Genomic DNA, 21,037 nt, shown 5'->3' with positions numbered 1-21,037 from the left:
CAATTTAGTGTACGCTTAATACACAAATATTCGCTATTTATTTTAATGTATGGTTTTTAAGGGTTATTTTATTAATGTGTGAATTACTTGGCATGTCAGCCAATGTGCCTACCGATATTTGTTTTAGTTTTTCAGGCCTTTTAGAGCGTGGTGGTAATACAGGTCCTCATAAAGATGGTTGGGGTATTACATTTTACGAAGGTAAAGGCTGTAGAACCTTTAAAGATCCTGAGCCGAGTTATCAATCTGAAATTGCAAAGCTCGTTAAAGCATACCCCATTAAAAGTGTCTCGGTTATTAGCCATATTCGCCAAGGTAATCGCGGGCGAGTATGCCTTGAAAATACTCATCCTTTTACGCGAGAGTTATGGGGGCGTGAAATTACTTACGCTCATAACGGGCAGCTATCTAATTATCATGATTTAAAACCGCAGTACTATCGCCCAGTGGGTAACACCGATAGCGAACTCGCTTTTTGTTGGTTGCTTGATAAAATTCGCGAAAAATACCCAAAGCGTCCAAGTAATATGGCGTCGGTTTTTAGATACGCGGCTAAGCTTTCGCATACGTTGCGTGAAAAAGGGGTGTTTAATATGTTATTGACCGATGGGGTGTTTGTTTTAGCGTATTGCACTAATAACTTACATTACATAACGCGCCGTGCGCCATTTGGTAAAGCAACGTTGATTGATGCCGACATGGTGGTTGATTTTCAACAAGAGACCACACCAAACGATGTAGTGACGGTAATAACAACAAGGCCATTAACTAACGATGAGCGCTGGCAAAAAATGGAGCCTGGGGAATTTGCATTGTTTAAAATGGGTGAGCTAATTTAGCCCACCTATTTTAAATACTAACTTAACTTTGGTTTAATTAAATTTAGTTAGCTTCTTGAGGTTGTTGTGCTGTAGCAGGCGCAACAGCTGTAGGCGCAGTAACAGTAAATGAATTCATTTGAACTTCAAACTGCTCCATACCTTTTTCGCCTTTCCACATACGTACCAGCATGTAATCCATTTCTGGCGCGAACCATGCAATTGCTTGGCGTTTATCGTTATCGTATAAACGCTTCACTTTAATGGCTTCTACATTACCGATAGGTAAGGAGATCATCTCTTTTTCAACAACTTCAAAGTTGTAGTCGCGGCGGTTACCTTTTTTATCTATAAGGGGGAATGAAAAGCTTGTTTCGCCTTTTTTCAATCCTTCGCGCACTTGCACTTGGTACGAAATAGCATCCTGAAATTCATCAGTCCATTCGCATTTAAGTGGGTATTCACTAGCGCTGCTAGTCACTACTTTGTTTGTTGTATCAAAATCAATTTTGTAATCTTTATCTGGGCCTGTCCCTGTACGAATCATGTTGTAATGATGCGGGGTAACCTTGCCATCTTTAAAGGTAAACTTTGATGTTTCTTCACGAGAGTCAGAGAAAATCATCCACTCAATATTGCTGTGGTATGTAAGTTCATAAGTATCGTCGCCCGTTTTTTTGAGCTCACGAACAGCCTCACCATGATTTTTACCTTTGCGTAAAATATCGTAATTAGCTTGATACTGGGTCAATTCGCCTGCAATTAGGCTAGTTGGAAGTAAAGCGCCCGCACATAACAACAGGGCACTTATTTTTTTATTGTGGGTAGTGCGCGCCGTGTGCAGGAAGTTGTTTTTTGTCAAGAACTGCATAATCTGCTTCCATAATAAGTCTGTGTTCACTGAACCACTTGACCACCAAAGGATAAATTATATGCTCTTGCTCATGCACGCGTTTTGCTAATGTTTCTGCTGTATCATCCTTGAGTACAGGTATTTGCGCCTGAAGAATAACGGGACCGCCGTCTAATTCTTCAGTAACAAAGTGAACACTTACGCCATGAACATCGTCTTTTGCATCAATTGCTCTTTGGTGGGTATTCAGCCCCTGATACTTAGGCAACAAAGATGGATGAATGTTCAACATTTTTCCAACATATTTTTGCACTAAGCCAGGAGTAAGAATACGCATAAACCCAGCTAATACAACTAGATTTGGCATAAAAGAGTCGATAACGTTCATTAATTGCGCATCGTACGCTTCGCGCGAGTCAAAATCTTTATGACTGAGCACTTTTGTAGCAATACCTGCTTGTTTTGCACGCTCTAGGCCATAAGCGTCTGCTTTATTACTAATAACAGCCGCTATATGCCCGTTTATCTCGCCACGTTCGCAGGCATCTATGATGGCTTGTAAATTAGAGCCACTACCTGAGATTAAAACTACCAGACGAGTCGGTGCCATTACTTAGCACCACCTACAATTTCAACTTGCTCTTCGCCAGCTGCTGCATCTTGAATTTCACCAAGGTGCCATGCATTTTCGCCCAAGTCTTTTAGCATTGTTAAGCTTTGCTCAAGTTTGTCAGCAGGGACTACTAAAACCATGCCTACGCCACAGTTAAATGTACGGTACATTTCGTGTGTAGTAATGTTGCCGTTTTCTTGTAACCAATTAAAAATTGGTGGCCACTGCCAGCTATCACCTTTAACTACAGCTTTTGCTGAAGCAGGTAATACACGTGGTATGTTTTCCCAAAAACCGCCGCCAGTAATATGCGAAAGCGCATGTACGTCAACGTTTTTGAATAACTCAAGTAAAGGTTTTACGTAAATACGCGTAGGCTCAAGTAGAGTTTCGCCTAATGTTTTACCTTCAAAGTCAGCGCTGGTATCAGCTTTTGACACTTCAAGTACTTTACGAATTAAAGAGAAGCCATTTGAATGAGGACCGCTTGAAGCAAGTGCAATAAGCTGATCGCCTGCTGCTACTTTTGTGCCATCAATAATTTTTGATTTTTCTACAACGCCTGTACAAAAGCCTGCCATGTCGTAGTCTTCACCATCATACATACCTGGCATTTCAGCTGTTTCGCCACCAATTAGGGCACAACCTGAAATTTCACAACCTTTGCCAATACCTGTCACTACGTCAGCTGCTGTGTCTACATCTAGTTTACCAGTTGCATAGTAATCTAGAAAAAACAGGGGTTCAGCACCTTGAACAATTAAGTCGTTTACACACATTGCAACTAAATCAATACCAACCGTATCGTGTTTTTTTAAGTCGATTGCTAAACGTAGTTTAGTACCAACACCATCTGTGCCTGCAACTAATACTGGTTGCTTGTAGCCTTCAGGAATTTCGCAAAGTGCGCCAAAACCACCAATTCCGCCCATTACTTCAGGACGACGAGTTTTTTTAACTACGCCTTTAATACGCTCAACAAGTGCATTACCAGCGTCGATATCTACGCCCGCGTCTTTATAGCTTAGAGACTGTTTTTGTTCGCTCACAGGTTTTCCTCAAAATAGTTGTTTTGGGTTGCTTAGAAACGCGCGTATTTTACAACAATTGCAAGGTCGCGGCTAGCGTAAATGTAATTTTGAAATAATTAACAAGGACACTTGTCCGCTGTTTGTTGTTTAAATAAACAAAAAAACGCCCGTAGGCGTTTTTTTAGTATTAAAGGCGTTAAATTAACAGCTATGCTTTTGCGGTTAATATGGCTCGAAGTGGAGCGGGGTAGCCTTCAATTGTTTTACTTGTATCGTTTGGATCTAAAAAGTCGATTAACGATTCGTTTTCCATCCAGTCGGTTTTACGTTGCTCTTCAAGCGTGGTAATAGCGCAATCTTTTATTTGCACATCTTTAAAGCCAACGCGTTCCATCCACAGCTTTAATGCTGCAGTACTTGGAATAAACCAAACGTTGCGCATTTTAGCGTAGCGGTCGGTTGGGACTAATACCGTGTTTTCGTCGCCTTCAATTACTAGGGTTTCAAGTACGAGTTCGCCGCCTGGGCGAAGCTGCGCTTTTAACTGCGCTAAAAAGTCGATAGGTGAGCGACGATGATAAAGTACACCCATCGAAAAAACCGTATCAAACGCTTTAAGCTCGGGTAATGCTTCTACGCCTAGTGGCAGTAAATGTAAGTTTTCATCTGGGTTGTAGTGTTTAATTGCCTGAAACTGACATAAAAATAAATCAGATGGATCAATACCCACGACAAACTCTGCGCCTTCACCGCGCATACGCCATAAATGATACCCTGAGCCACAACCAATATCTAAAACAGTGCGGCCTTTTAATGGCTCAATATGAGGAAGCAGGCGGTCCCACTTCCAATCACTGCGCCACTCTGTATCTATTTCAATACCGTGCACACTAAATGGGCCTTTGCGCCATGGCATCATGCGTTTTAATAAATGCATGGCTTGCTTTTGCTCGCCATCACTCATCTCGCCAGCGGCGCCAATTTCTACCTTTGTAGAAATATCAACATGGGAAGTTGCCACCTCAGGCAAGTTTTTAAGTACTTTTTGCCATTTAGGCAAATCACCATGGCTAGCCTCGTTTTGCCAATGTTTTAATTGAGCAGGGAGGGTTTCTAGCCAGTGACTAAGTGGGCTTTGTGCGATAGATGCGTAAAATTGGTTAAACCATTGAGACATGGATGACTCTCTTTATTTAATTGCTACCATTGAGCAAAAATTAAAACATTGATACCACACTTGAGTTTGGCTAAAACCAATATCTTGTAAGCGAGTAAAGTGAGCGCTTAGTGTATCTGGGCGCATAACGTTTTCGATGGCGGTACGTTTTTGGCTTATTTCAAGCTCTGAGTAGCCATTGTGACGTTTAAAGTCGTGGTGCAAATCAATTAATAGGTTATCGCATTGCTCGTTTTCGGCTTTAATTTTTTCGCTAAGTAGTAGCACGCCACCAGGTTTAAGATTAGCGTATATTTTTTCAAGCACGGCTTGGCGCTGCGCATGTGGAATAAATTGCAGTGTAAAGTTCATTGCCACAACCGATGCGTTTTGAATCTCAAGCTCGTTAATATCGCCCAAAGTAACAGTAACCGGCACATCCGATTTAAAACCTTGTAAGTGCACCTTACAACGTTCAACCATAGCTTGAGAATTATCTACCGCTATTATATGGCAGTTATCGGTGCGAATGTTACGGCGCATGCTAAGCGTGACTGCGCCCAAAGAGCAGCCTAAATCATAAAGATTTGAGTTACTTTGTGCGTATTCACCCGCAAGTTTACCCATTGTACTGACAATCGTTGCGTAGCCAGGCACAGAGCGCTGGATCATATCTGGAAAAACTTCGACTACATTTTGGTCAAAGCTAAAATCTTTTACTTGTTGCTCAGAGGCATAAATACTGTCTTTTATGGTCACGAAGGCAGTCTCTTTGTAAATAATGGCGCTATTTTAACATTTTATACTGGATAGTCAGTGATAAATTCAGTAGCTTGACTAGAATTATGAATAATAAGTACAAAAGAGAAGATTAAATGAGCAAAAGTAAGGTCATCAGCACAGACGATATATTAGCAACCCTTTGTCATTCAGTGACAGGTGTACTCACATCAGCCAGCGGTAATGGTATTAGCTACTCAGCCATGGTGCAAAAAATAACACGTACATGTATGCGACCAGATATTGGTTGCTTTGTTTTATTTGACGGCGGTTTTACAGGGCTCGTAATTACCAACTTTACTTCGCAAGCGGCGATGGAAATTTATGGCGATTACATGCGCAATATGGGAATGCCAGAAGATGAAATAGCGCATAGCCATTTATCAGATGACGTATCAAACGTACTAGGCGAGTTGATGAATCAAATTGTTGGCGACTTTACGTCTAAAGTGCGTGAGCAATTACATACGTCTATTACGCAAAACCAGCCAAAAATGATGGCAATAAACAAGCAAGTGCAAATATCGGTAGATACCACGATGGATCGCCCGCAAGCCCGCCGCGTAACATTCACCACAAGTAAGCAAAATATCTTTTACTTGGAATTAGCGATGGATAAAACAGAGTTCATTAAATTACACGACTTTGATATTGCAGAAGCACTCGACCCAGACGACATAATTGAAAACGAAGCACGAAAAAAAGCGGACAAAGAAAAATCATCTAAAGCAGTAGAACAAGATGATGGCGATGATGATTTTATGGCAGGCCTAGGGCTTTAAGTCTATTTACGTAGGTTGGGTTGAGAGAAACGAAACCCAACGACTGCTCAGCTATTAATCTTTAGTTATGAGTGTTCAGGTTAGTGATTAAAATAAAAGCGCGATTTATATCGCGCTTTTGCGTCATGTTAGCTTTATTTGAATAAGTAAACCTACTCTTTAAATTTATAGCCCACACTATAAACCGCTGCTATTGGGTTTAGCCCTGCTTGAATGTCGTTAATCTTTTTTCGTATATTTTTAATATGTGTATCTATGTTGCGATCGGATATGTCGGTTGTGTCGCTGTATACGTTATTAATAATATCTTCGCGGGTAAAAACACGCCCTACGTGGCTTATAAATAATAAAAATATTTTAAACTCGACGGCGGTAAAGCCAATACTTTTGTCGTTTAGGCGTGCTTCGTAATCGTCTTTGTGTAATTGAAAATTATTATGATTGATGATGTTGGTTTTAGGCTGGCTGGTCCTTCTTAGTACGGCTTTTATGCGTGCTACAACTTCTTTGGGGCTGAAGGGTTTGCATATGTAGTCATCGGCGCCGATCTCTAAACCCTGCAAGCGGTCTATTTCCTCACTTTTTGCGGTAAGCATAATAATAGGCAGACTTGAAAAGGCTCTTATTTGCTTACATAGCTCTATGCCATCAACATCTGGCAGCATTAAATCAAGAAGTATTAAATCTACTGCGTTTTGTTTTACAAAACTAACTACACCTTTGCCGCTATCAAAGTGCTCAGTTTCGTAATTTTGTTGCTTAGCGTAGGCAATAAGTACCTCGGCAATGTTTTCTTCGTCTTCAACGATAAGTATTTTTTGTGATGCCATTATTTTAACCTAAAAGTGTCAGCGTTATTTTTACCTCTAGCCCACCGAGTGGTGAGTTGTGCAACGATATTTGACCGCCATGTGCCTCTACTATTTGTTTGCAAAGTGCAAGTCCTAAGCCCGAGCCGCCGTGCTCTCGGCTTCGAGATTTTTCAACGCGATAAAAACGCTCAAACAATTTTTGTAAGTCGTTTGGTAAAACACTTGGGGCTGAATCTTGTAAAATAAGCTCAATGTTATTGGGTCTTTTGTGGGCAAGTATTATTACTTGCCCACCTTTATGCGTGTATCTGCAGGTATTTTCTAACAGGTTTGAAAATAATTGTATAAGGCGTTCTTTATCACCATTTATTATACATTTACCGGCTTTGGCTAAGCTTTTGCTGTCTACATTTAATTGACGCTCTTTAAAGCGAGCGGTGTAGTTTTCAATTGATTGCTCAAAAATGCTTATTAAATCAGTGCGCGCATTGTTATAGGTTAAATTAACACTATCTGTTTGTGCTAGTTGGGCTAGGTCGTCAACAATGTGACTTAAGTTATCTACTTGGTTTATGAGTAAATTAATGCGCTTTGTGTCGGCTGTAAATACGCCATCTTGTACAGCTAACAAATGCGAGCGTAGTACGGTAAGTGGGGTTCTTAATTCGTGGGATGTGTCTGACACCCATTGAAATCGCATTTGTTGGTTTTGCTCAAGCGTGTGGGCTAAGGCATTAAAGTTGTTGGATAGGGTACCTAGCTCATCTTTACTAGAGGGAATTATTCTGCTGGCAAAATTTCCTTTTGTTAACTCATCTGTGCCAGTCACTATTTGCTTTATTGGTTTTATTAAATGGCGAGATAACACAATAGCCATAATAAATGCGAGCGAAATAACGAGTAACGTGATCATAAAATAGTTATGAAATTGCGCTGCTAAAAACGCTTTAGCTGGGCTACTTTGTACAAGTTTTGAAGGGACTAAACCTATCCAGCCTATAACGTTATTGTTTAATAAAATAGGTTCTATATGTGGGTTGTCGTTTAAATTAGCTCTACCAACAACAACTTTTTTATTTTGATCATATAAACTTATACGCTGCCCTGTTTTAAGGGAACCCGCAGGTAAGTGTACCCACAATAAAGAGGGCGTTGCTTTACTGCTATTTGGTTTGGGTGGGGTGCTTGTGTGTTTATTCGTTTTAGGCTCGCCTGGCTTTTTTTGCGGCTCTACAATAGAGCGCCATAATTGCGTGTTTTGCGTAATGGGTTGCCAACTGCCTAATTCGCTATAAAGCTCAATAAGTTGATGCTTAACCATTGCGACATGCTCTGTTTCTTCTTGTTCAACAAAGTCGTTAAAACCTGACGAAAAGGTCATGTATATAAACACAAACATAAGTCCAACAAGGGCGATATTAGTGATAAAAAAAGCTAAAAAGAATTTATGTATTAATTTCACTGATTGGCAAATAGTAAAAATCATGACGTTAACGTACCAAGCAGTATTGCATATTGATTATGTGCCTACAATTAGCGTATTTAGGGAGTTGCTTACTAAAATCCTTTTTAAGTAAGCTTTTTAGGTATGTTGATTCTTGGGCTAGAACTTTATTTTTGCGGTATCGCCAGCACCCAGTAACTTATATTGTGGTTTAACAAAGCTTGCGTGTACTGCACCTAAACTTTTAGGGAACGATATGGCAAGCTCATCTACTGTTGTAAATGTGTGCTTCGCTTGAAAAACAATTTCTAGGTCGTGCGCTTCGTTGTCGTTGTTGTTGTTGTTGTTGTTGTTGCTGGTGGTAAAAGTGACGCGTTCAAACACGATAACTTGCTGATTTACACGTAAGCTCGTTTTTTGTTTAAGTGCATTTTTTGCAAACTCTTCTTGTTGCTCTGCACTTAAGTTTGTAGGCATAAGCTTATCAATATCGCCCATAAGCCATGCTTGCTCGCTTTGCAGCGCTGAAATTAAGTGCTCAGCATTAGTTAATACTTTAACCTCAACTTGCCCGTCTCTTAAAATTACTTGGGCTGTTGTGTTTTTTAATACATGGGCGCTCACTTGAGCGCTCATACTTGTTAAAATACACGCGAGCATTAGCCATTTTAATTTTTTTAAAAAATACATAATTACTACCTTTTATTGAGGTTGCTCAATAATTGCTTTACAAATAAGGGTGTTGTCGGTTTCTAAGTCTTCGCCCCATATGAATTTTGCGTTTTCATCCCAGTTAATATCGTCGTAACCGTCTTTTGGTCCTACATCGGCAAAGTTGTGCTCTACTGCATTAGCCCAGTTTGCGTTATCAAAGTTACTTTGCAGCCAGTTAGTTGGTGCTTCTTTTGACATAAACGTACAAACGCCTTCGCCCGCGACAGGGTTTGATTCGCTTTCGCATAATTTGTTGAGCGGCGCTTTGTGCAGTATTTCGCATTTAAAGCTTTTATCGCTTACGGCAACTACTTTATTTGTATCGGTGTCGGTAAGTTGCATAATAAAACCGCCATCACCCATTTGCTGTTTTTTAGCGCCGATGTATTCAAGCCCAGTGTCGTTTTGCTTAAAGTCTTTAATTATTAAATTAAGCTCAATAGGGTAGTTTGCAGAAAACGTAATACTTTCGGCATTAAATGAACGCTCTGTGGTTATAGGCACAGAATCTTCAACAAGTAACTGCTCGCCTATGTAGGCTGTAAACCAGTTATCAGCCCAAGCTTCTAGCTTTAAGTTATGCTTGCCCGTAATGGCAGGATTTGTATTTTGCTTACTGACTGTTGGAGTAAGGTGATTTGGTTGCGGACCTCTACAAAATGTACCTGTTTGAACTTTGCCACCATTACTGATGGTTTTTTGTTTAAAGCTATAGCAGTCTTTTCCCTGTGATGCAGGGCTGTAGGTAGTAAAGTAGTTCTCGCCTTTGTATGAGTAGCTCATTGTACGGCTGCCGTTTTCAGAGATTGTGTGCGTTAGGTTTTCAACGCCTCCTTGTGGCGGGCGCAAGTCGGCTCTTATACCTTGAGTATCGCCACTAAGTGGTGACACTCTTGGTAATTTTGCGGTATCTACTTCACCAACTAAGCACTGAATAATATACGGCGGCGTAGCTGATGTTTGGTAGCGATAGCCAAATGTGTCGTCGGTTTGTCCGTTACATACATCAAGGTCACCTTTGGCAATTGCACTGCCGTCTGGGTTTTTACTGCCATACAGCGGGTAACCATCGTAAGCCCAACCAATAATGGCATCGCTTGTTTGGTTTTTCATTGTGTCAATCATACACGTTGGCGATACATGATAATGGTAGTCATCACCTCGTCCTGCGTGTCCGCCACAAATATCTAACTGTCCGAGTGCTAAAGTGTCGTGTTTTTCATCGTAGCTATTTACGTCCAACTCACCTTGCGAAGAATAGTCGTATATTGGTACGCCGTTAACGGCAACACCTACGGCTGCATCAATTGTTGTTATTGTTTTTGCTTTTTTAGGATTTAGCTTTATAGGTGCTACGTAGTCTTTAGCTGGAACAGGTATTTGCTCGTTAGTACCTGTAATACCAGTCATTACTTCATGATCAGGATAAGTAGATGAGGCAATATAAGCATATTGTTCATCGCACGTAACAGATACGCTTTGATCAAACCCTGCATTACTTACTGATTGTGTAATAGCATCGCAACGAGGTGATTTTACGTTAGCGGTTAAATATGATTTATCAGGCTTTGGTTGCTCATTTGGTTTTGGTCTTGTATTAGGTTTGTGTTCGGCACTACTGGCGCTTCGCGAGTATTTAACCGTCATACTTGCAGTATCGAGCGTAATATCTTTTACAGCAGCGAGTAATGCTGAGCGATCTACTTTTGTATCGCTATTAAAGGTAACCGGTGCAGATAACGCGTATACAGTATAAGTATAGCTTTTTTCACCTGGGCCTTTAGAGCAAGGCGGCGCGTATTGGTTTAAATCGTTTACGCTATTAGAGCCTACTTCACCGAGGGTTTCGCCCGCTTTAATTTGTGTTTTATCGGCGGAAATGTTGTACATGGTCCAATACCAATGCATTCCCTCTGGCGCTTTATGATCCATAATTAATGCATAATATTTGGTTGCCTTAGGTGCACCACTCCAGTTAAGTGGGGGGCTAATGCTTTGCCCATCGCACGTATAAGTAATAGGCAAATTACCGCCATCACTTACTTTTGAGCTGGTTAGAGTAAAATCATTGAGGTTTGATTGTTCAAGTGATTGGCTGTTTTGCTCGTTGCAGGCACTTAAGGTTAAGCAGCACAGTGCACTGAGTAAAAAGGCATGGGTATTTTTCATCATTTAAAACTCCAAAGATAAAGAGTACATGGTAAGAATTAGCTATTAAGAGTGTAGTTCTCAAATGTAGGGCAATTATGTAGTTTTAAACTTTTTTTATTAAGGGCTGGCGTTAAGTTGTGAGCTGCTTACGGGGATAAAAGACTGGGTATGGAAGAAAACATTAACTTAAGTATGGCGTTATTTACACTCAGTTAAATAACGCTAAAATCCTTATTTTAAATAAGGATTTTCTCCCATTGCGACGACCACACAAAAAATTCTTAAATCTAACTCTAGCTGGTGATAACTCGGCTCCATATGGCAGCAAAGTTGATAAAAGCCTTTGTTGTGATCTTTTTCTTTAAAGTGGGCAAGCTCATGTACCACTAACGCTTTTAATAATGGCTCGGGAGCACGCAGTAAGTCGCTGTTTATCGCTAAATCGTGTTTGCGGGTTTTACCTTGCATTCGATACGTATGTGTACCAAGTGCATTAGTAACCATGTCGCCTTGCTTTTTAAATGCCGCACGGCCAAATGGTGGCGCATTTTTTAAATACTGTTTTTTAAGCTCGGTTGCATAGCTATAAAGTAGTTTATCGCTAGTAATGGTATGTGCTTGCGGGTACTTTTTAAGTAAGTAGTCACATACCTTGTTGTTATTTATAAGGCTTAATACTTGCTCAACAATGTTAGCTGGGTAGCCGGTAAAGTAACGTGCGTATTCACTCATTATTATTTCTCTGTCGTTTTACTTTTAAAAAAGTGCTTGCTGGTGGGCTTCTTTTTCGCCAGTAAATGGGTTTAATGCTTTGTGATCATAACCAAGGTCTTTGCAAAACTGCCTTGCTAATAATGGCGCTTCTCGGTTATCTGCCGTATGAAAAAACACATAGGGCGTTTTTCCTTCATCAAGCCATTGTTTTACTTTACTTAGCCACGGTTTATAAAAGGGTTTAAAGTCATTTTGTAAATCGGCTATTACAAAGCGCGCCATAGGCTCTGAGCCAGTAGCTATTGCATGTACCGGTAAGTGGGGCTTTTTTTGCTGTGCATCTATTAGCGCTTCGGTTGTTGGTTTTACCGCAAATAGGGCGCGGGTATCCATCGATATGCGATTTAGGTTGTTTGCCATTAATAACTGATTAAGCGCTATTTCGGCTTCACCCTTTTGAAAAAATGCAGTATGACGTACCTCTACGCCGTAATTAACCTCTTTTGGTAATAGGCTAATAAATTGGGCGAGTTTGGGTAAGTCACCAGGGCCAAATGCTTTAGGTAATTGCAGCATGATTTGCCCGGTTTTTTCTAAAATAGGGGAGAACAAGTTAAGCCAATCAGTAAGCTCGGTTTGAACATTAGTAAGATGCAGCTCGTGGCTAAAGCGACGATTAAACTTAAACGTAAATTTAAAATCGTCGGGTACGCTGTTTGCCCAGCGCAATACGGTGCTTGGCGATGGGTCAGCGTAAAAGCTGGTATTGCCTTCAACTGAGTTAAAATGTTGGGCGTATTGGCTAAGCATATCGGCGTTTTTACATTGGCTTGAAAATAAATTGCCTTTCCATGCGTTGCTCGACCACTGAGGGCATCCAATATATAACATACAAACTAGCGCCTTATTATAAAGTGGCGATAGTGTAGCAAATAACAAAACGAGCTGCTGTAAATTCAGGGGCAAAAGCGGCACACGCCCTAGCATCTTAATGTTAGTTGAGTATAATGCAGGGCTTAATTTGATTATTTTTAGATTGCTAGCGGCTTTATTTGTATTGTGGTGACCTGTTTTTTAAATCACACGCCTTAAAACAAATAAATATAACCGTTTAAGCCTTTTATCTGACAGGAAAACTATGCGCTCTATATATTGCGGACAGCTAAATAAAACTCACGTAGATCAAGAAGTTGAACTATGTGGCTGGATCAACAAACGACGTGACCTTGGTGGACTTATCTTTGTCGATTTACGCGATAGAGAAGGTTTAGTACAAGTTGTATTCGACTCTGACATTGAAGAGTTAATGAGTTCAGCTAACACACTTCGCCAAGAATTTTGTGTTCAGCTAAAAGGTACTGTACGTGCACGCCCTGATAGCCAAGTAAATAAAGATATGGCAACAGGTGAAATTGAAGTTTTAGGTACTGAGCTTACAATTATTAACCGCTCTGAACCGCTTCCACTTGATTTTAACCAAGTAAACTCAGAAGAGCGTCGTTTAAAATACCGTTACTTAGACCTACGTCGTCTAGAAATGAGTGACCGTATTAAATTACGTGCTAAAGCAAGCAGCTTTGTTCGTCGCTTTTTAGATGAAAACGGCTTTTTAGACATCGAAACACCTGTACTTACTAAAGCAACGCCAGAAGGCGCACGCGATTACTTAGTGCCAAGCCGCGTTCATAAAGGTAGTTTTTACGCTTTACCACAGTCTCCACAGTTATTTAAGCAATTGTTGATGATGTCGGGTTTCGACCGTTACTACCAAATTGTTAAATGTTTCCGTGATGAAGATTTACGTGCCGATCGTCAACCAGAATTTACCCAAATAGATATAGAAACCTCGTTCATGAGCTCTGATCAAGTACGTGGTATGACTGAAAAAATGATCCGCGAGATGTGGCAAACATTGTTAAACGTTGATTTAGGCGATTTTCCAATCATGCCTTACAGCGAGGCAATGAGCCTTTACGGTTCTGATAAGCCTGATTTACGTAACCCAATGAAGTTAGTTGATGTTGCAGATTTAGTTAAAGATGTAGAGTTTAATGTTTTCTCAGGTCCAGCTAACGACGAAAAAGGTCGTGTTGCTGTATTAACTGTACCGGGTGGCGCTAAGCTTTCTCGTAAACAGCTTGACGATTACACTAAGTTTATTGGTATTTACGGCGCTAAAGGCATGGCGTGGATGAAAGTAAATGACCACACTGCAGGCGCTGAGGGTGTTCAATCACCAGTGGCTAAGTTTTTAAGCGAAGACGTAATCACAAAATTACTTGAGCGTACTAATGCACAGTCTGGCGATATTATTTTATTCGGTGCCGATAAGCGCAATACGGTAAATGAAGCAATGGGCGCACTGCGCGTTAAGATTGGTGTTGACTTAGAAATCACTAACCTTAATAGTTGGGCACCACTTTGGGTTGTAGACTTCCCAATGTTTGAAGAAGATGACGAAGGCACATTACATGCTGTGCATCATCCATTCACTGCACCAAAAGATATTACTGCAAGTGAGCTTGAAGCAAATCCAGCTGCGGCTATTTCAGATGCCTACGACATGGTATTAAACGGCTACGAAGTGGGTGGCGGTTCGGTACGTATTCATAATGCAGATATGCAAGAAACTGCATTTAGAATTTTAGGTATTAACGAGCAAGAGCAACAAGACAAGTTTGGCTTTTTACTTGATGCACTTAAATACGGTACACCACCACATGCTGGTTTAGCATTTGGTCTTGACCGTTTAGCAATGCTTTTATGTGGTACCGATAACATTCGTGACGTTATTGCTTTCCCTAAAACAACACAAGCGTCGTGTTTATTAACTAACGCGCCTAGTAAGCCTAATATGGATTCGTTAGCTGAGCTTGCAATTAGTGTTGTTGAAAAATCGATACCTAGCGAAGAGTAATTTTTGTTTAGCTTATTGAGCTAAATTTAAAAACCCTTAAGTTATATGCTTAAGGGTTTTTTTGTGGTTAAATTTACAGCAACATGTATTTTAATCGAATAGACGAAAAAGGAATTATTATGTCGATCAATGCAACCTTATTTGGTGAGTTCTTAGTTTTTTTTATTGTGCTGAGTATTCCTATTTTTGCTGTAATTAGCTACAAAATAGGTAAGCGTAAAAGTACTATGCCGGGGGTTTTAGCTTTTGTGGGTGGCTGTTTAGCGCTATTTCCACTATTTGCTTTGATTTTTATTGCAGTGCTTGCGCTTAAAAAAGATTTACCTAAAAATAGCGTCTATGCCCATTAAAAACTAGGTTAATAGTGTCAATTTCAAATAATAATCACTACTTCGACGAGCAATTTAATGCTTTGCAGCGCGAAGAGCAACTAACTGAAAATTCTGAGTTTGAAGAGTGCACATTTACCGATTGCGACTTTTCAGGCGGGCAGTTTAAAAATTGCCGATTTATACAGTGCAACTTTAAAAACTGTAATTTATCGTCACTTAAATGGAACTACAGCTCGCTTGAAGATGTAAGTTTTAGCCACTGTAAATTAAATAGTCTGCAATGGACTGACGTAGATTGGCCAGCGCTTAGTATTAACGCACCGGTGAGTTTTAATTATTGCGAGCTCAGTAATAGTTCTTTTTTTGAATTAACCCTCAAAGCCCTCAAACTAACACACTGCTTTGCCAAAAATGTTGATTTTAGACATGCTGATTTAAGCGGTAGTGAATTTACAGGAACAGATTTTCGCGATAGTGAGTTTTTTCAAACTAACTTAACAAAATGTGATTTTGTAGGTGCGACAGCGTTTAATATAGATTTGAATAATAATATTTTAGCGAATGCTAAGTTTGATCGCTTCGAAGCACTAAACTTGCTTACCAGCCTTAATATAGAACTATGTGATTAATTTAGTTTAATATGATTACATATCTAGAAGCGGCAGCTTGGCTGGGCTTCTAGATACTGCGTGACTGCGTAATTAACGGCTTGGGCCATTTTTATTACGTGCACTGGCAAGCTGTCTTGCGATTTCTAATAACGCAGGTGAAATATCTTCAGCGCCATCTTTAATTAGTTTTGTAACGTCACCTGATGAAAACAAACCGTCACGTGGTGATTTAATACCTAACTCACGAACAAAATCCTTCGTTTTACCTGTGCTGCCTGTTTCAATAAACTTAAAAATAATACGTTCATTGTTGTTTTTAGCAGGGGTTTTTAGTGTTTCGATTTCGTCATGTATTGCCGTTAGTTTGTCTTCTAAAATTTCTATACGTTCTTGAATGCTATTGTATGATTTCATTTATTGGATCTTTTACTAAATATATTTAAACAATGGCGGCTATTATCGCATAGTTTGTCAATAGAGAATGCAAACCTATAAAGTAAAAGTTATTTTTAATTAAAAACAATAATTTATATAAGTTTAAATATGCAAAAAACACTTAAAAAGCTTTTTATGTTAAGCGCACTAGCTCTAAGTGCATCAGATATAAGCACATCAGCAATAAGCGCGACAAGCTATGCAAACGATGGCGTTATGACTGATGAAAGCCGCAATCGCACTATTCCTATCAATATTATATTGCCAAGTAACAATGCTAAGTGTACAGCGCAAGTAAAATGCCCTGTAGCGTTTATTAACGCAGGTTACGGGATTAGCCATAACGGGTATACGTTTGCCAGTAATGCGTTTAATCAGCGTGGATATTTAACAATAGCCGTTGCACATGAGCTAAAAAGTGACCCTTACTTAAACCGTGAGCAGCCTTACTTAACAACTCGCATGGAAAACTGGCATCGTGGCGTAGTAACGCTTAAGTTTTTAGTTAATGAGCTATCGAGTAAATACCCAGCGTACGACTTTACAAAACTCACCTTATTTGGGCACTCAAACGGCGGGGATATTTCCGCATTATATGGCTCTATTTATCCAAACGAAGTTAGCACTATTATTACGCTCGATCATCGCCGCATGTTGATCCCGCGCAATAAAAACATTCGCGTACTTACTCTACGCGGTAGTGATTACCCAGCTGATGCGAATGTGCTGTTAAACGATTCAGAGCTGAATAAGTTTCCTGTTACGCAAATAATGATAGAAAAATCGCGTCATAACGATATGTACGATGGCGGGCCAAAATGGCTGGTGGATAGAATGAGTAAAGAAGTAGAGGGATTTTTAGATAGTAAAAGTTAGGTATATAAAAGTTAAATCACAGCGCAGTGTTACCTGCGCTATATTAATTTCACGGCAGTTATTCTACCAGTTCACTTACAATAACTGGGTTATTGTGTAGTGTTTTATGCACTGGGCATTTGTCGGCTATTTCGAGTAAACGCTGACGCTCTGGCTCTGTTAAGTCGCCACGTAAGGTGATTTTACGGGTAATGGCTTCAAGGTTACCGGTTTGCTCACAATCGTCGCAATCTTTGTTGTAATCGCGAGTGTGATCAAGTTCTACTTTAACATGCTCCAGTGGTAAGTTTTTACGTGTAGCGTACATACGTAGTGTCATGGCCGTACAGGCACCAAGCCCCGCTAATAAGTGATGATACGGATCGGGGCCTAAGTTTTTACCGCCTACTTTTATTGGCTCATCTGCAAGCCAAGTATGATCTTTTGTACTTACGTGCTGAGTAAATACATGGTCTTTTTCTTCAACAAGTACATTACCACCCGTTAAACTTGCCGTGTATTTAGTTTTGTCGTACTTAACATAACGGTTTGCCCACGTTGCAATTATTTGTGCTGCGTAGTCGGCATCGTTTTTATTTGTTAAAAGGTGATCGGCGTTATCTAGGCTAATAAAGCTTTTAGGATGCTTAGCTGATGCATAAATTTTTTCAGCTTCACTAATATTTACAGTCGCATCAATAGGGGAGTGCATTACTAATAATGCGCGCTTAAGTTTACTTATGTGGCTTTTATCGTACTTGGCTATATCGTCAATAAATTGCTTTTTAATGGTAAATTCACGACCAGCTAAGTTAACTTTAGCTTCCCCTGATGCGTTAATTTCATCAAGGTGTGCTTCAAAGTTATGCGCTACGTGCTGCGCATCTGACGGTGCGCCAATGGTTGTAATAGCCGATACTTCAGGAATATGCTCAGCAGCAGCAAGAACGGCTGCCCCGCCTAAACTGTGGCCAATGAGTAGTTGCGGCGGAGCAAAATGTTCACGTAAATGATTTGCCGCAGATACTAAATCTTGAATGTTTGATGAAAAGTTACTGTTAGCAAAATCACCATCACTATTACCTAAACCGGTAAAGTCGAAACGCAGTACGGCGATACCTTGTTGTGTGAGTGCACGGCTAATCCGTGTAGCTGCTGCAATGTCTTTACCGCATGTAAAGCAGTGTGCAAATAGCGCGTAAAACTTAACGTCACCAGAGGGAAGTTCAAGTTGGCCGGCAAGTTCTAAATCGCCGCTTTTAAAAGATACTTTTTGTCGCATGGGGAGCCTTATTTACACAAATAAAATATATTCTAATAATAAACCAGAGATAGTTACTAAACCTTGCAAATTCAACGTTTTTTTATCAGTTGATCTTGATCAAGCAAAGTGACAGTGACTATGCCTTGCGGACATATGTCCTTATTTTTTTGAGGTCATTTGTCTATCCTCGCATAGCGCTATAATGAAGGCTTTGCTACTTTATATAAGTAATTTAGCACTATTAAAAGCAACTCACTTCACACAACCTATTCACTGGAACGTACAATGCAATTACCTACTGTTGATTATAAAGCTCCCGATGCGGCTGCACAATTTGTTGAATCGTTAAGAAATACTGGATTTGGCGTTTTAAAAAACCACCCAATCCCACAGTCTTTAGTTGAGTCTATTTACAAAAATTGGCAAGACTTTTTTAACTCAGAGCAAAAGCACGACTTTTTATTCTCTAAAGAAACTCAAGACGGTTACTTTCCGCCTTCAGTATCAGAAGTAGCGAAAGGCTTTACAATAAAAGACATTAAAGAGTACTTTCATGTGTACCCTAAAGGTCGCGTTCCTGCCCAGCTTGAAGCTGATGTACGTGAATACTACCGTTTAGCAAGTGAATTTGCTGGCACATTGTTAAGCTGGGTTCAGGCTGAAGCACCAGCTGATGTACGTGCTAAGTTTTCAATTGATTTAAAAGACATGATTGCCGATTCTGAGCAAACATTGTTACGTATCCTACATTATCCACCAATGACGGGTGATGAAGAGCCTGGTGCTATTCGCGCAGCAGCCCATGGCGATATCAATTTATTAACTGTATTACCAGCTTCTAATGAGCCTGGTTTACAAGTTCAAAAAACAGATGGCGGTTGGTTAGACGTGCCATGTGATTTTGGCAGCTTAATTATTAATATCGGCGACATGCTACAAGAAGCGTCGGGCGGGTATTTCCCATCGACAATTCACCGTGTAATTAACCCAACGGGTAAAGCATCTACTAAATCGCGTATTTCATTACCGTTATTTTTACACCCGCATCCAGATGTTGTGCTTTCAGAGCGCTACACGGCAGATAGCTACTTGCAAGAACGTTTGCGTGAGTTAGGTGTTAAGTAACTCTAATACTTAGAGTAATTAAGTATAAACAAAAAACGGCCTATGGCCGTTTTTTGCATTTTTAAGCAACTTGATCACAGGTTTAATTTTAATAAACTATGCTCAATTGCCTGCAACGTAAATAATGGCATGCATTCTTAGCTACTACAGGTATAATGCGCGCAACTGGCTAATGTAGCCTTATTTAAAAGAGAGTTTATATGAGTTTTGAAGGTTTAGGTTTATCACAGTCTTTGGTTAATGCGGTTTTAGAAAAGGGCTATGAAACGCCAACGCCGATTCAGGCTCAAGCAATTCCTGCAATTATTGAACGCCGTGACGTTATGGCAGCAGCGCAAACAGGTACAGGTAAAACAGCGGGTTTTACATTACCACTTATTGAGCGCTTGTCGTCGGGTCCTAAAGCTAAAAGCAATCACGTACGTGCGCTTATTTTAACGCCTACACGTGAACTTGCTTTGCAAGTAAGTGAAAACGTTGAAGAGTACGCTAAGCATTCTGATGTGAGCTCATTTGTAGTTTACGGTGGCGTTAAAATTAACCCACAAATGCAGCGTCTTCGTAAAGGTGTTGATATTTTAGTAGCAACGCCGGGTCGTTTAATCGACTTACATAATCAAAATGCAGTTAAATTTGATAGCGTTGAAGTGCTTGTACTCGATGAAGCTGACCGCATGTTAGACATGGGCTTTATTCACGACATTAAACGCTTAATTGCTAAAATGCCTGCTAAACGTCAAAACTTGATGTTTTCGGCTACATTTTCAGATGAAATTCGAGCATTAGCTAAAGGGTTAATTAATGACCCAGTTGAAATTTCAGTTGCAGCAAAAAATACCACTGCAAAAAGTGTTACTCAGTGCGTTTACGCGGTAGATAAAACACGTAAAACAGCATTGCTAAGCCACTTAATTCGCACTAACGATTGGCAACAAGTATTAGTGTTTAGCCGTACAAAGCACGGTGCTAACCGCTTAGTTAAACAACTTGAACGCGATGACATTGTAGGCGCGGCTATCCATGGTAATAAATCACAAGGCGCACGTGTTAAAGCACTTGATGGTTTTAAAAATGGTGAAGTACGCGTATTAGTAGCAACAGACATTGTTGCACGTGGTTTAGACATTGTTGAATTACCGCATGTTGTTAACTACGACTTACCAAACGTATATGAAGATTATGTTCATCGTATTGGCCGTACAGGCCGTGCTGGTGCGTCGGGTCATGCGATTTCGTTTGTAACGGTTGATGATGCTGTTGATTTATACGGTATTGAACGCTTTATTGGTGAGCTTATTCCACGTGCTGAGGAAGACGGTTTTGAGCCTATTAACCCAGTAGCTGAACGCGCATTAGATGCTCGCCCACTGCCGGCAAAAAAGCCTAAGAAAAAGCAGCCTTTTAATAAGCCTAAATCTGATAGCAGCAAGCCTAACAGCAAAAAGCCGAACAATGGTGGTAATGGTACCGGCCCACGCCGTGGTGGTTCTAAAAAGCCAGCTGCTAAAACAGATGACAGCGCGCAAAACCCATGGGCAAAGCGTGAATCTGTTGGCGGTAATGGCCAACGCCGTCGTCGCACAAATAATGATTAATCATTATTAGTGATTGCACTAGTGTTTAATTAATT

The 21,037-nt window shown here is 40.2% G+C and carries 21 protein-coding genes; 8 read left to right on the top strand and 13 right to left on the bottom strand.

What is annotated here, in order from left to right; translation table 11 throughout:
• Nucleotides 1–74 precede the first annotated feature (74 nt).
• Nucleotides 75–839, top strand: a complete 765-nt coding sequence (locus H5118_RS18675; RefSeq protein ID WP_182749676.1) for a class II glutamine amidotransferase — start codon at nt 75–77, stop codon at nt 837–839.
• A 43-nt stretch (nt 840–882) separates the two neighbouring features.
• Here H5118_RS18675 and H5118_RS18670 read toward each other — a convergent pair whose 3' ends face one another.
• The 5 genes from H5118_RS18670 to cmoA all read right to left on the bottom strand — a co-directional run bounded on the left by H5118_RS18670 (nt 883) and on the right by cmoA (nt 5,230).
• Nucleotides 883–1,617 (bottom strand): DUF3108 domain-containing protein, encoded by a 735-nt coding sequence (locus H5118_RS18670; protein WP_002959996.1) that lies wholly within the window; start codon nt 1,615–1,617, stop codon nt 883–885.
• A 16-nt stretch (nt 1,618–1,633) separates the two neighbouring features.
• Nucleotides 1,634–2,281, bottom strand: a complete 648-nt coding sequence (gene purN / locus H5118_RS18665) for a phosphoribosylglycinamide formyltransferase (protein ID WP_182749674.1) — start codon at nt 2,279–2,281, stop codon at nt 1,634–1,636.
• Nucleotides 2,281–3,333: a phosphoribosylformylglycinamidine cyclo-ligase gene (purM, locus tag H5118_RS18660; RefSeq protein ID WP_002959993.1), complete on the bottom strand. Its 1,053-nt coding sequence runs from the start codon at nt 3,331–3,333 to the stop codon at nt 2,281–2,283. The genes purN and purM overlap by 1 nt, the downstream gene beginning before the upstream one ends.
• A 190-nt stretch (nt 3,334–3,523) precedes the next feature.
• Nucleotides 3,524–4,492, bottom strand: coding sequence for a tRNA 5-methoxyuridine(34)/uridine 5-oxyacetic acid(34) synthase CmoB (cmoB, locus tag H5118_RS18655; protein ID WP_182749673.1), 969 nt, complete (start codon nt 4,490–4,492; stop codon nt 3,524–3,526).
• 12 nt (nt 4,493–4,504) lie between these two features.
• Nucleotides 4,505–5,230: a carboxy-S-adenosyl-L-methionine synthase CmoA gene (cmoA, locus tag H5118_RS18650; protein WP_007378000.1), complete on the bottom strand. Its 726-nt coding sequence runs from the start codon at nt 5,228–5,230 to the stop codon at nt 4,505–4,507.
• 116 nt (nt 5,231–5,346) lie between these two features.
• Between cmoA and H5118_RS18645 the strand changes: the two genes are divergently transcribed.
• Complete coding sequence (locus H5118_RS18645; RefSeq protein ID WP_002959987.1) at nt 5,347–6,033, top strand: DUF3334 family protein; 687 nt, start codon at nt 5,347–5,349, stop codon at nt 6,031–6,033.
• A 152-nt stretch (nt 6,034–6,185) separates the two neighbouring features.
• Here H5118_RS18645 and H5118_RS18640 read toward each other — a convergent pair whose 3' ends face one another.
• From H5118_RS18640 to H5118_RS18615, 6 genes are all read right to left on the bottom strand, one after another.
• Nucleotides 6,186–6,863: a response regulator gene (locus H5118_RS18640; RefSeq protein ID WP_182749671.1), complete on the bottom strand. Its 678-nt coding sequence runs from the start codon at nt 6,861–6,863 to the stop codon at nt 6,186–6,188.
• Between the two features lie 4 nt (nt 6,864–6,867).
• The gene (locus tag H5118_RS18635; RefSeq protein ID WP_259398004.1) at nt 6,868–8,226 is read right to left on the bottom strand and encodes an ATP-binding protein; all 1,359 of its coding nucleotides are present in this window, start codon (nt 8,224–8,226) and stop codon (nt 6,868–6,870) included.
• 222 nt (nt 8,227–8,448) lie between these two features.
• Complete coding sequence (locus H5118_RS18630) at nt 8,449–8,979, bottom strand: hypothetical protein (protein ID WP_182749668.1); 531 nt, start codon at nt 8,977–8,979, stop codon at nt 8,449–8,451.
• 12 nt (nt 8,980–8,991) lie between these two features.
• Nucleotides 8,992–11,175, bottom strand: a complete 2,184-nt coding sequence (locus H5118_RS18625; RefSeq protein ID WP_182749667.1) for a YHYH protein — start codon at nt 11,173–11,175, stop codon at nt 8,992–8,994.
• 210 nt (nt 11,176–11,385) lie between these two features.
• A complete protein-coding gene (locus H5118_RS18620) occupies nt 11,386–11,886 on the bottom strand; it encodes a M48 family metallopeptidase (protein WP_024599830.1) in 501 nt (166 codons plus the stop codon).
• Between the two features lie 24 nt (nt 11,887–11,910).
• Nucleotides 11,911–12,759, bottom strand: coding sequence for a DUF72 domain-containing protein (locus H5118_RS18615; protein ID WP_182749666.1), 849 nt, complete (start codon nt 12,757–12,759; stop codon nt 11,911–11,913).
• A 247-nt stretch (nt 12,760–13,006) separates the two neighbouring features.
• Here H5118_RS18615 and aspS point away from each other — a divergent pair, with 247 nt between their 5' ends.
• From aspS to H5118_RS18600, 3 genes are all read left to right on the top strand, one after another.
• Nucleotides 13,007–14,785 carry an aspartate--tRNA ligase gene (gene aspS / locus H5118_RS18610; protein ID WP_165724192.1) on the top strand — a complete coding sequence of 593 codons (1,779 nt, stop codon included), beginning with the start codon at nt 13,007–13,009 and terminating at the stop codon, nt 14,783–14,785.
• Between the two features lie 119 nt (nt 14,786–14,904).
• The gene (locus H5118_RS18605; protein WP_002959972.1) at nt 14,905–15,135 is read left to right on the top strand and encodes a hypothetical protein; all 231 of its coding nucleotides are present in this window, start codon (nt 14,905–14,907) and stop codon (nt 15,133–15,135) included.
• Nucleotides 15,136–15,149: 14 nt separating this feature from the next.
• Nucleotides 15,150–15,746, top strand: a complete 597-nt coding sequence (locus H5118_RS18600; RefSeq protein WP_165724191.1) for a pentapeptide repeat-containing protein — start codon at nt 15,150–15,152, stop codon at nt 15,744–15,746.
• Between the two features lie 72 nt (nt 15,747–15,818).
• Here H5118_RS18600 and H5118_RS18595 read toward each other — a convergent pair whose 3' ends face one another.
• Entirely contained in the window at nt 15,819–16,142 is a 324-nt protein-coding gene (locus H5118_RS18595; protein WP_002959968.1) for a hypothetical protein, read from the bottom strand.
• A gap of 129 nt (nt 16,143–16,271) precedes the next feature.
• On the opposite strand from H5118_RS18595, the gene H5118_RS18590 reads away from it, so the two are divergent.
• On the top strand, nt 16,272–17,039 hold the full coding sequence (locus H5118_RS18590) for an alpha/beta hydrolase (RefSeq protein WP_182749665.1): 768 nt from the start codon (nt 16,272–16,274) through the stop codon (nt 17,037–17,039).
• A 58-nt stretch (nt 17,040–17,097) separates the two neighbouring features.
• Here the strand turns inward: H5118_RS18590 and H5118_RS18585 are convergent, their stop codons facing one another.
• Nucleotides 17,098–18,300, bottom strand: coding sequence for a bifunctional alpha/beta hydrolase/OsmC family protein (locus tag H5118_RS18585; RefSeq protein ID WP_182749664.1), 1,203 nt, complete (start codon nt 18,298–18,300; stop codon nt 17,098–17,100).
• A 267-nt stretch (nt 18,301–18,567) separates the two neighbouring features.
• Between H5118_RS18585 and H5118_RS18580 the strand changes: the two genes are divergently transcribed.
• Both H5118_RS18580 and H5118_RS18575 read left to right on the top strand, forming a co-directional pair.
• On the top strand, nt 18,568–19,407 hold the full coding sequence (locus H5118_RS18580; protein ID WP_008172584.1) for an isopenicillin N synthase family oxygenase: 840 nt from the start codon (nt 18,568–18,570) through the stop codon (nt 19,405–19,407).
• Nucleotides 19,408–19,607: 200 nt separating this feature from the next.
• Nucleotides 19,608–21,002: a DEAD/DEAH box helicase gene (locus tag H5118_RS18575; RefSeq protein WP_182749663.1), complete on the top strand. Its 1,395-nt coding sequence runs from the start codon at nt 19,608–19,610 to the stop codon at nt 21,000–21,002.
• Nucleotides 21,003–21,037: the final 35 nt, after the last annotated feature.

The sequence above is a fragment of the Pseudoalteromonas sp. SR41-1 genome, from assembly GCF_014164015.1.
Lineage (GTDB): Bacteria > Pseudomonadota > Gammaproteobacteria > Enterobacterales > Alteromonadaceae > Pseudoalteromonas > Pseudoalteromonas distincta.
Note: the sequence above shows the minus strand (reverse complement) of the source record. Positions and strands in the feature narration are given on the sequence as shown.

What these genes read in the sequence shown, in the direction of transcription:
- H5118_RS18675 (WP_182749676.1), top strand. Translation starts at nt 75, where the DNA reads ATGTGTGAATTACTTGGCATGTCAGCCAATGTGCCTACCGATATTTGT.
- purN (WP_182749674.1), bottom strand. Translation starts at nt 2,281, where the DNA reads ATGGCACCGACTCGTCTGGTAGTTTTAATCTCAGGTAGTGGCTCTAAT.
- cmoB (WP_182749673.1), bottom strand. Translation starts at nt 4,492, where the DNA reads ATGTCTCAATGGTTTAACCAATTTTACGCATCTATCGCACAAAGCCCA.
- H5118_RS18645 (WP_002959987.1), top strand. Translation starts at nt 5,347, where the DNA reads ATGAGCAAAAGTAAGGTCATCAGCACAGACGATATATTAGCAACCCTT.
- H5118_RS18640 (WP_182749671.1), bottom strand. Translation starts at nt 6,863, where the DNA reads ATGGCATCACAAAAAATACTTATCGTTGAAGACGAAGAAAACATTGCC.
- H5118_RS18635 (WP_259398004.1), bottom strand. Translation starts at nt 8,226, where the DNA reads ATGACCTTTTCGTCAGGTTTTAACGACTTTGTTGAACAAGAAGAAACA.
- H5118_RS18630 (WP_182749668.1), bottom strand. Translation starts at nt 8,979, where the DNA reads ATGTATTTTTTAAAAAAATTAAAATGGCTAATGCTCGCGTGTATTTTA.
- H5118_RS18625 (WP_182749667.1), bottom strand. Translation starts at nt 11,175, where the DNA reads ATGATGAAAAATACCCATGCCTTTTTACTCAGTGCACTGTGCTGCTTA.
- H5118_RS18620 (WP_024599830.1), bottom strand. Translation starts at nt 11,886, where the DNA reads ATGAGTGAATACGCACGTTACTTTACCGGCTACCCAGCTAACATTGTT.
- H5118_RS18615 (WP_182749666.1), bottom strand. Translation starts at nt 12,759, where the DNA reads ATGTTATATATTGGATGCCCTCAGTGGTCGAGCAACGCATGGAAAGGC.
- aspS (WP_165724192.1), top strand. Translation starts at nt 13,007, where the DNA reads ATGCGCTCTATATATTGCGGACAGCTAAATAAAACTCACGTAGATCAA.
- H5118_RS18605 (WP_002959972.1), top strand. Translation starts at nt 14,905, where the DNA reads ATGTCGATCAATGCAACCTTATTTGGTGAGTTCTTAGTTTTTTTTATT.
- H5118_RS18595 (WP_002959968.1), bottom strand. Translation starts at nt 16,142, where the DNA reads ATGAAATCATACAATAGCATTCAAGAACGTATAGAAATTTTAGAAGAC.
- H5118_RS18590 (WP_182749665.1), top strand. Translation starts at nt 16,272, where the DNA reads ATGCAAAAAACACTTAAAAAGCTTTTTATGTTAAGCGCACTAGCTCTA.
- H5118_RS18585 (WP_182749664.1), bottom strand. Translation starts at nt 18,300, where the DNA reads ATGCGACAAAAAGTATCTTTTAAAAGCGGCGATTTAGAACTTGCCGGC.
- H5118_RS18580 (WP_008172584.1), top strand. Translation starts at nt 18,568, where the DNA reads ATGCAATTACCTACTGTTGATTATAAAGCTCCCGATGCGGCTGCACAA.
- H5118_RS18575 (WP_182749663.1), top strand. Translation starts at nt 19,608, where the DNA reads ATGAGTTTTGAAGGTTTAGGTTTATCACAGTCTTTGGTTAATGCGGTT.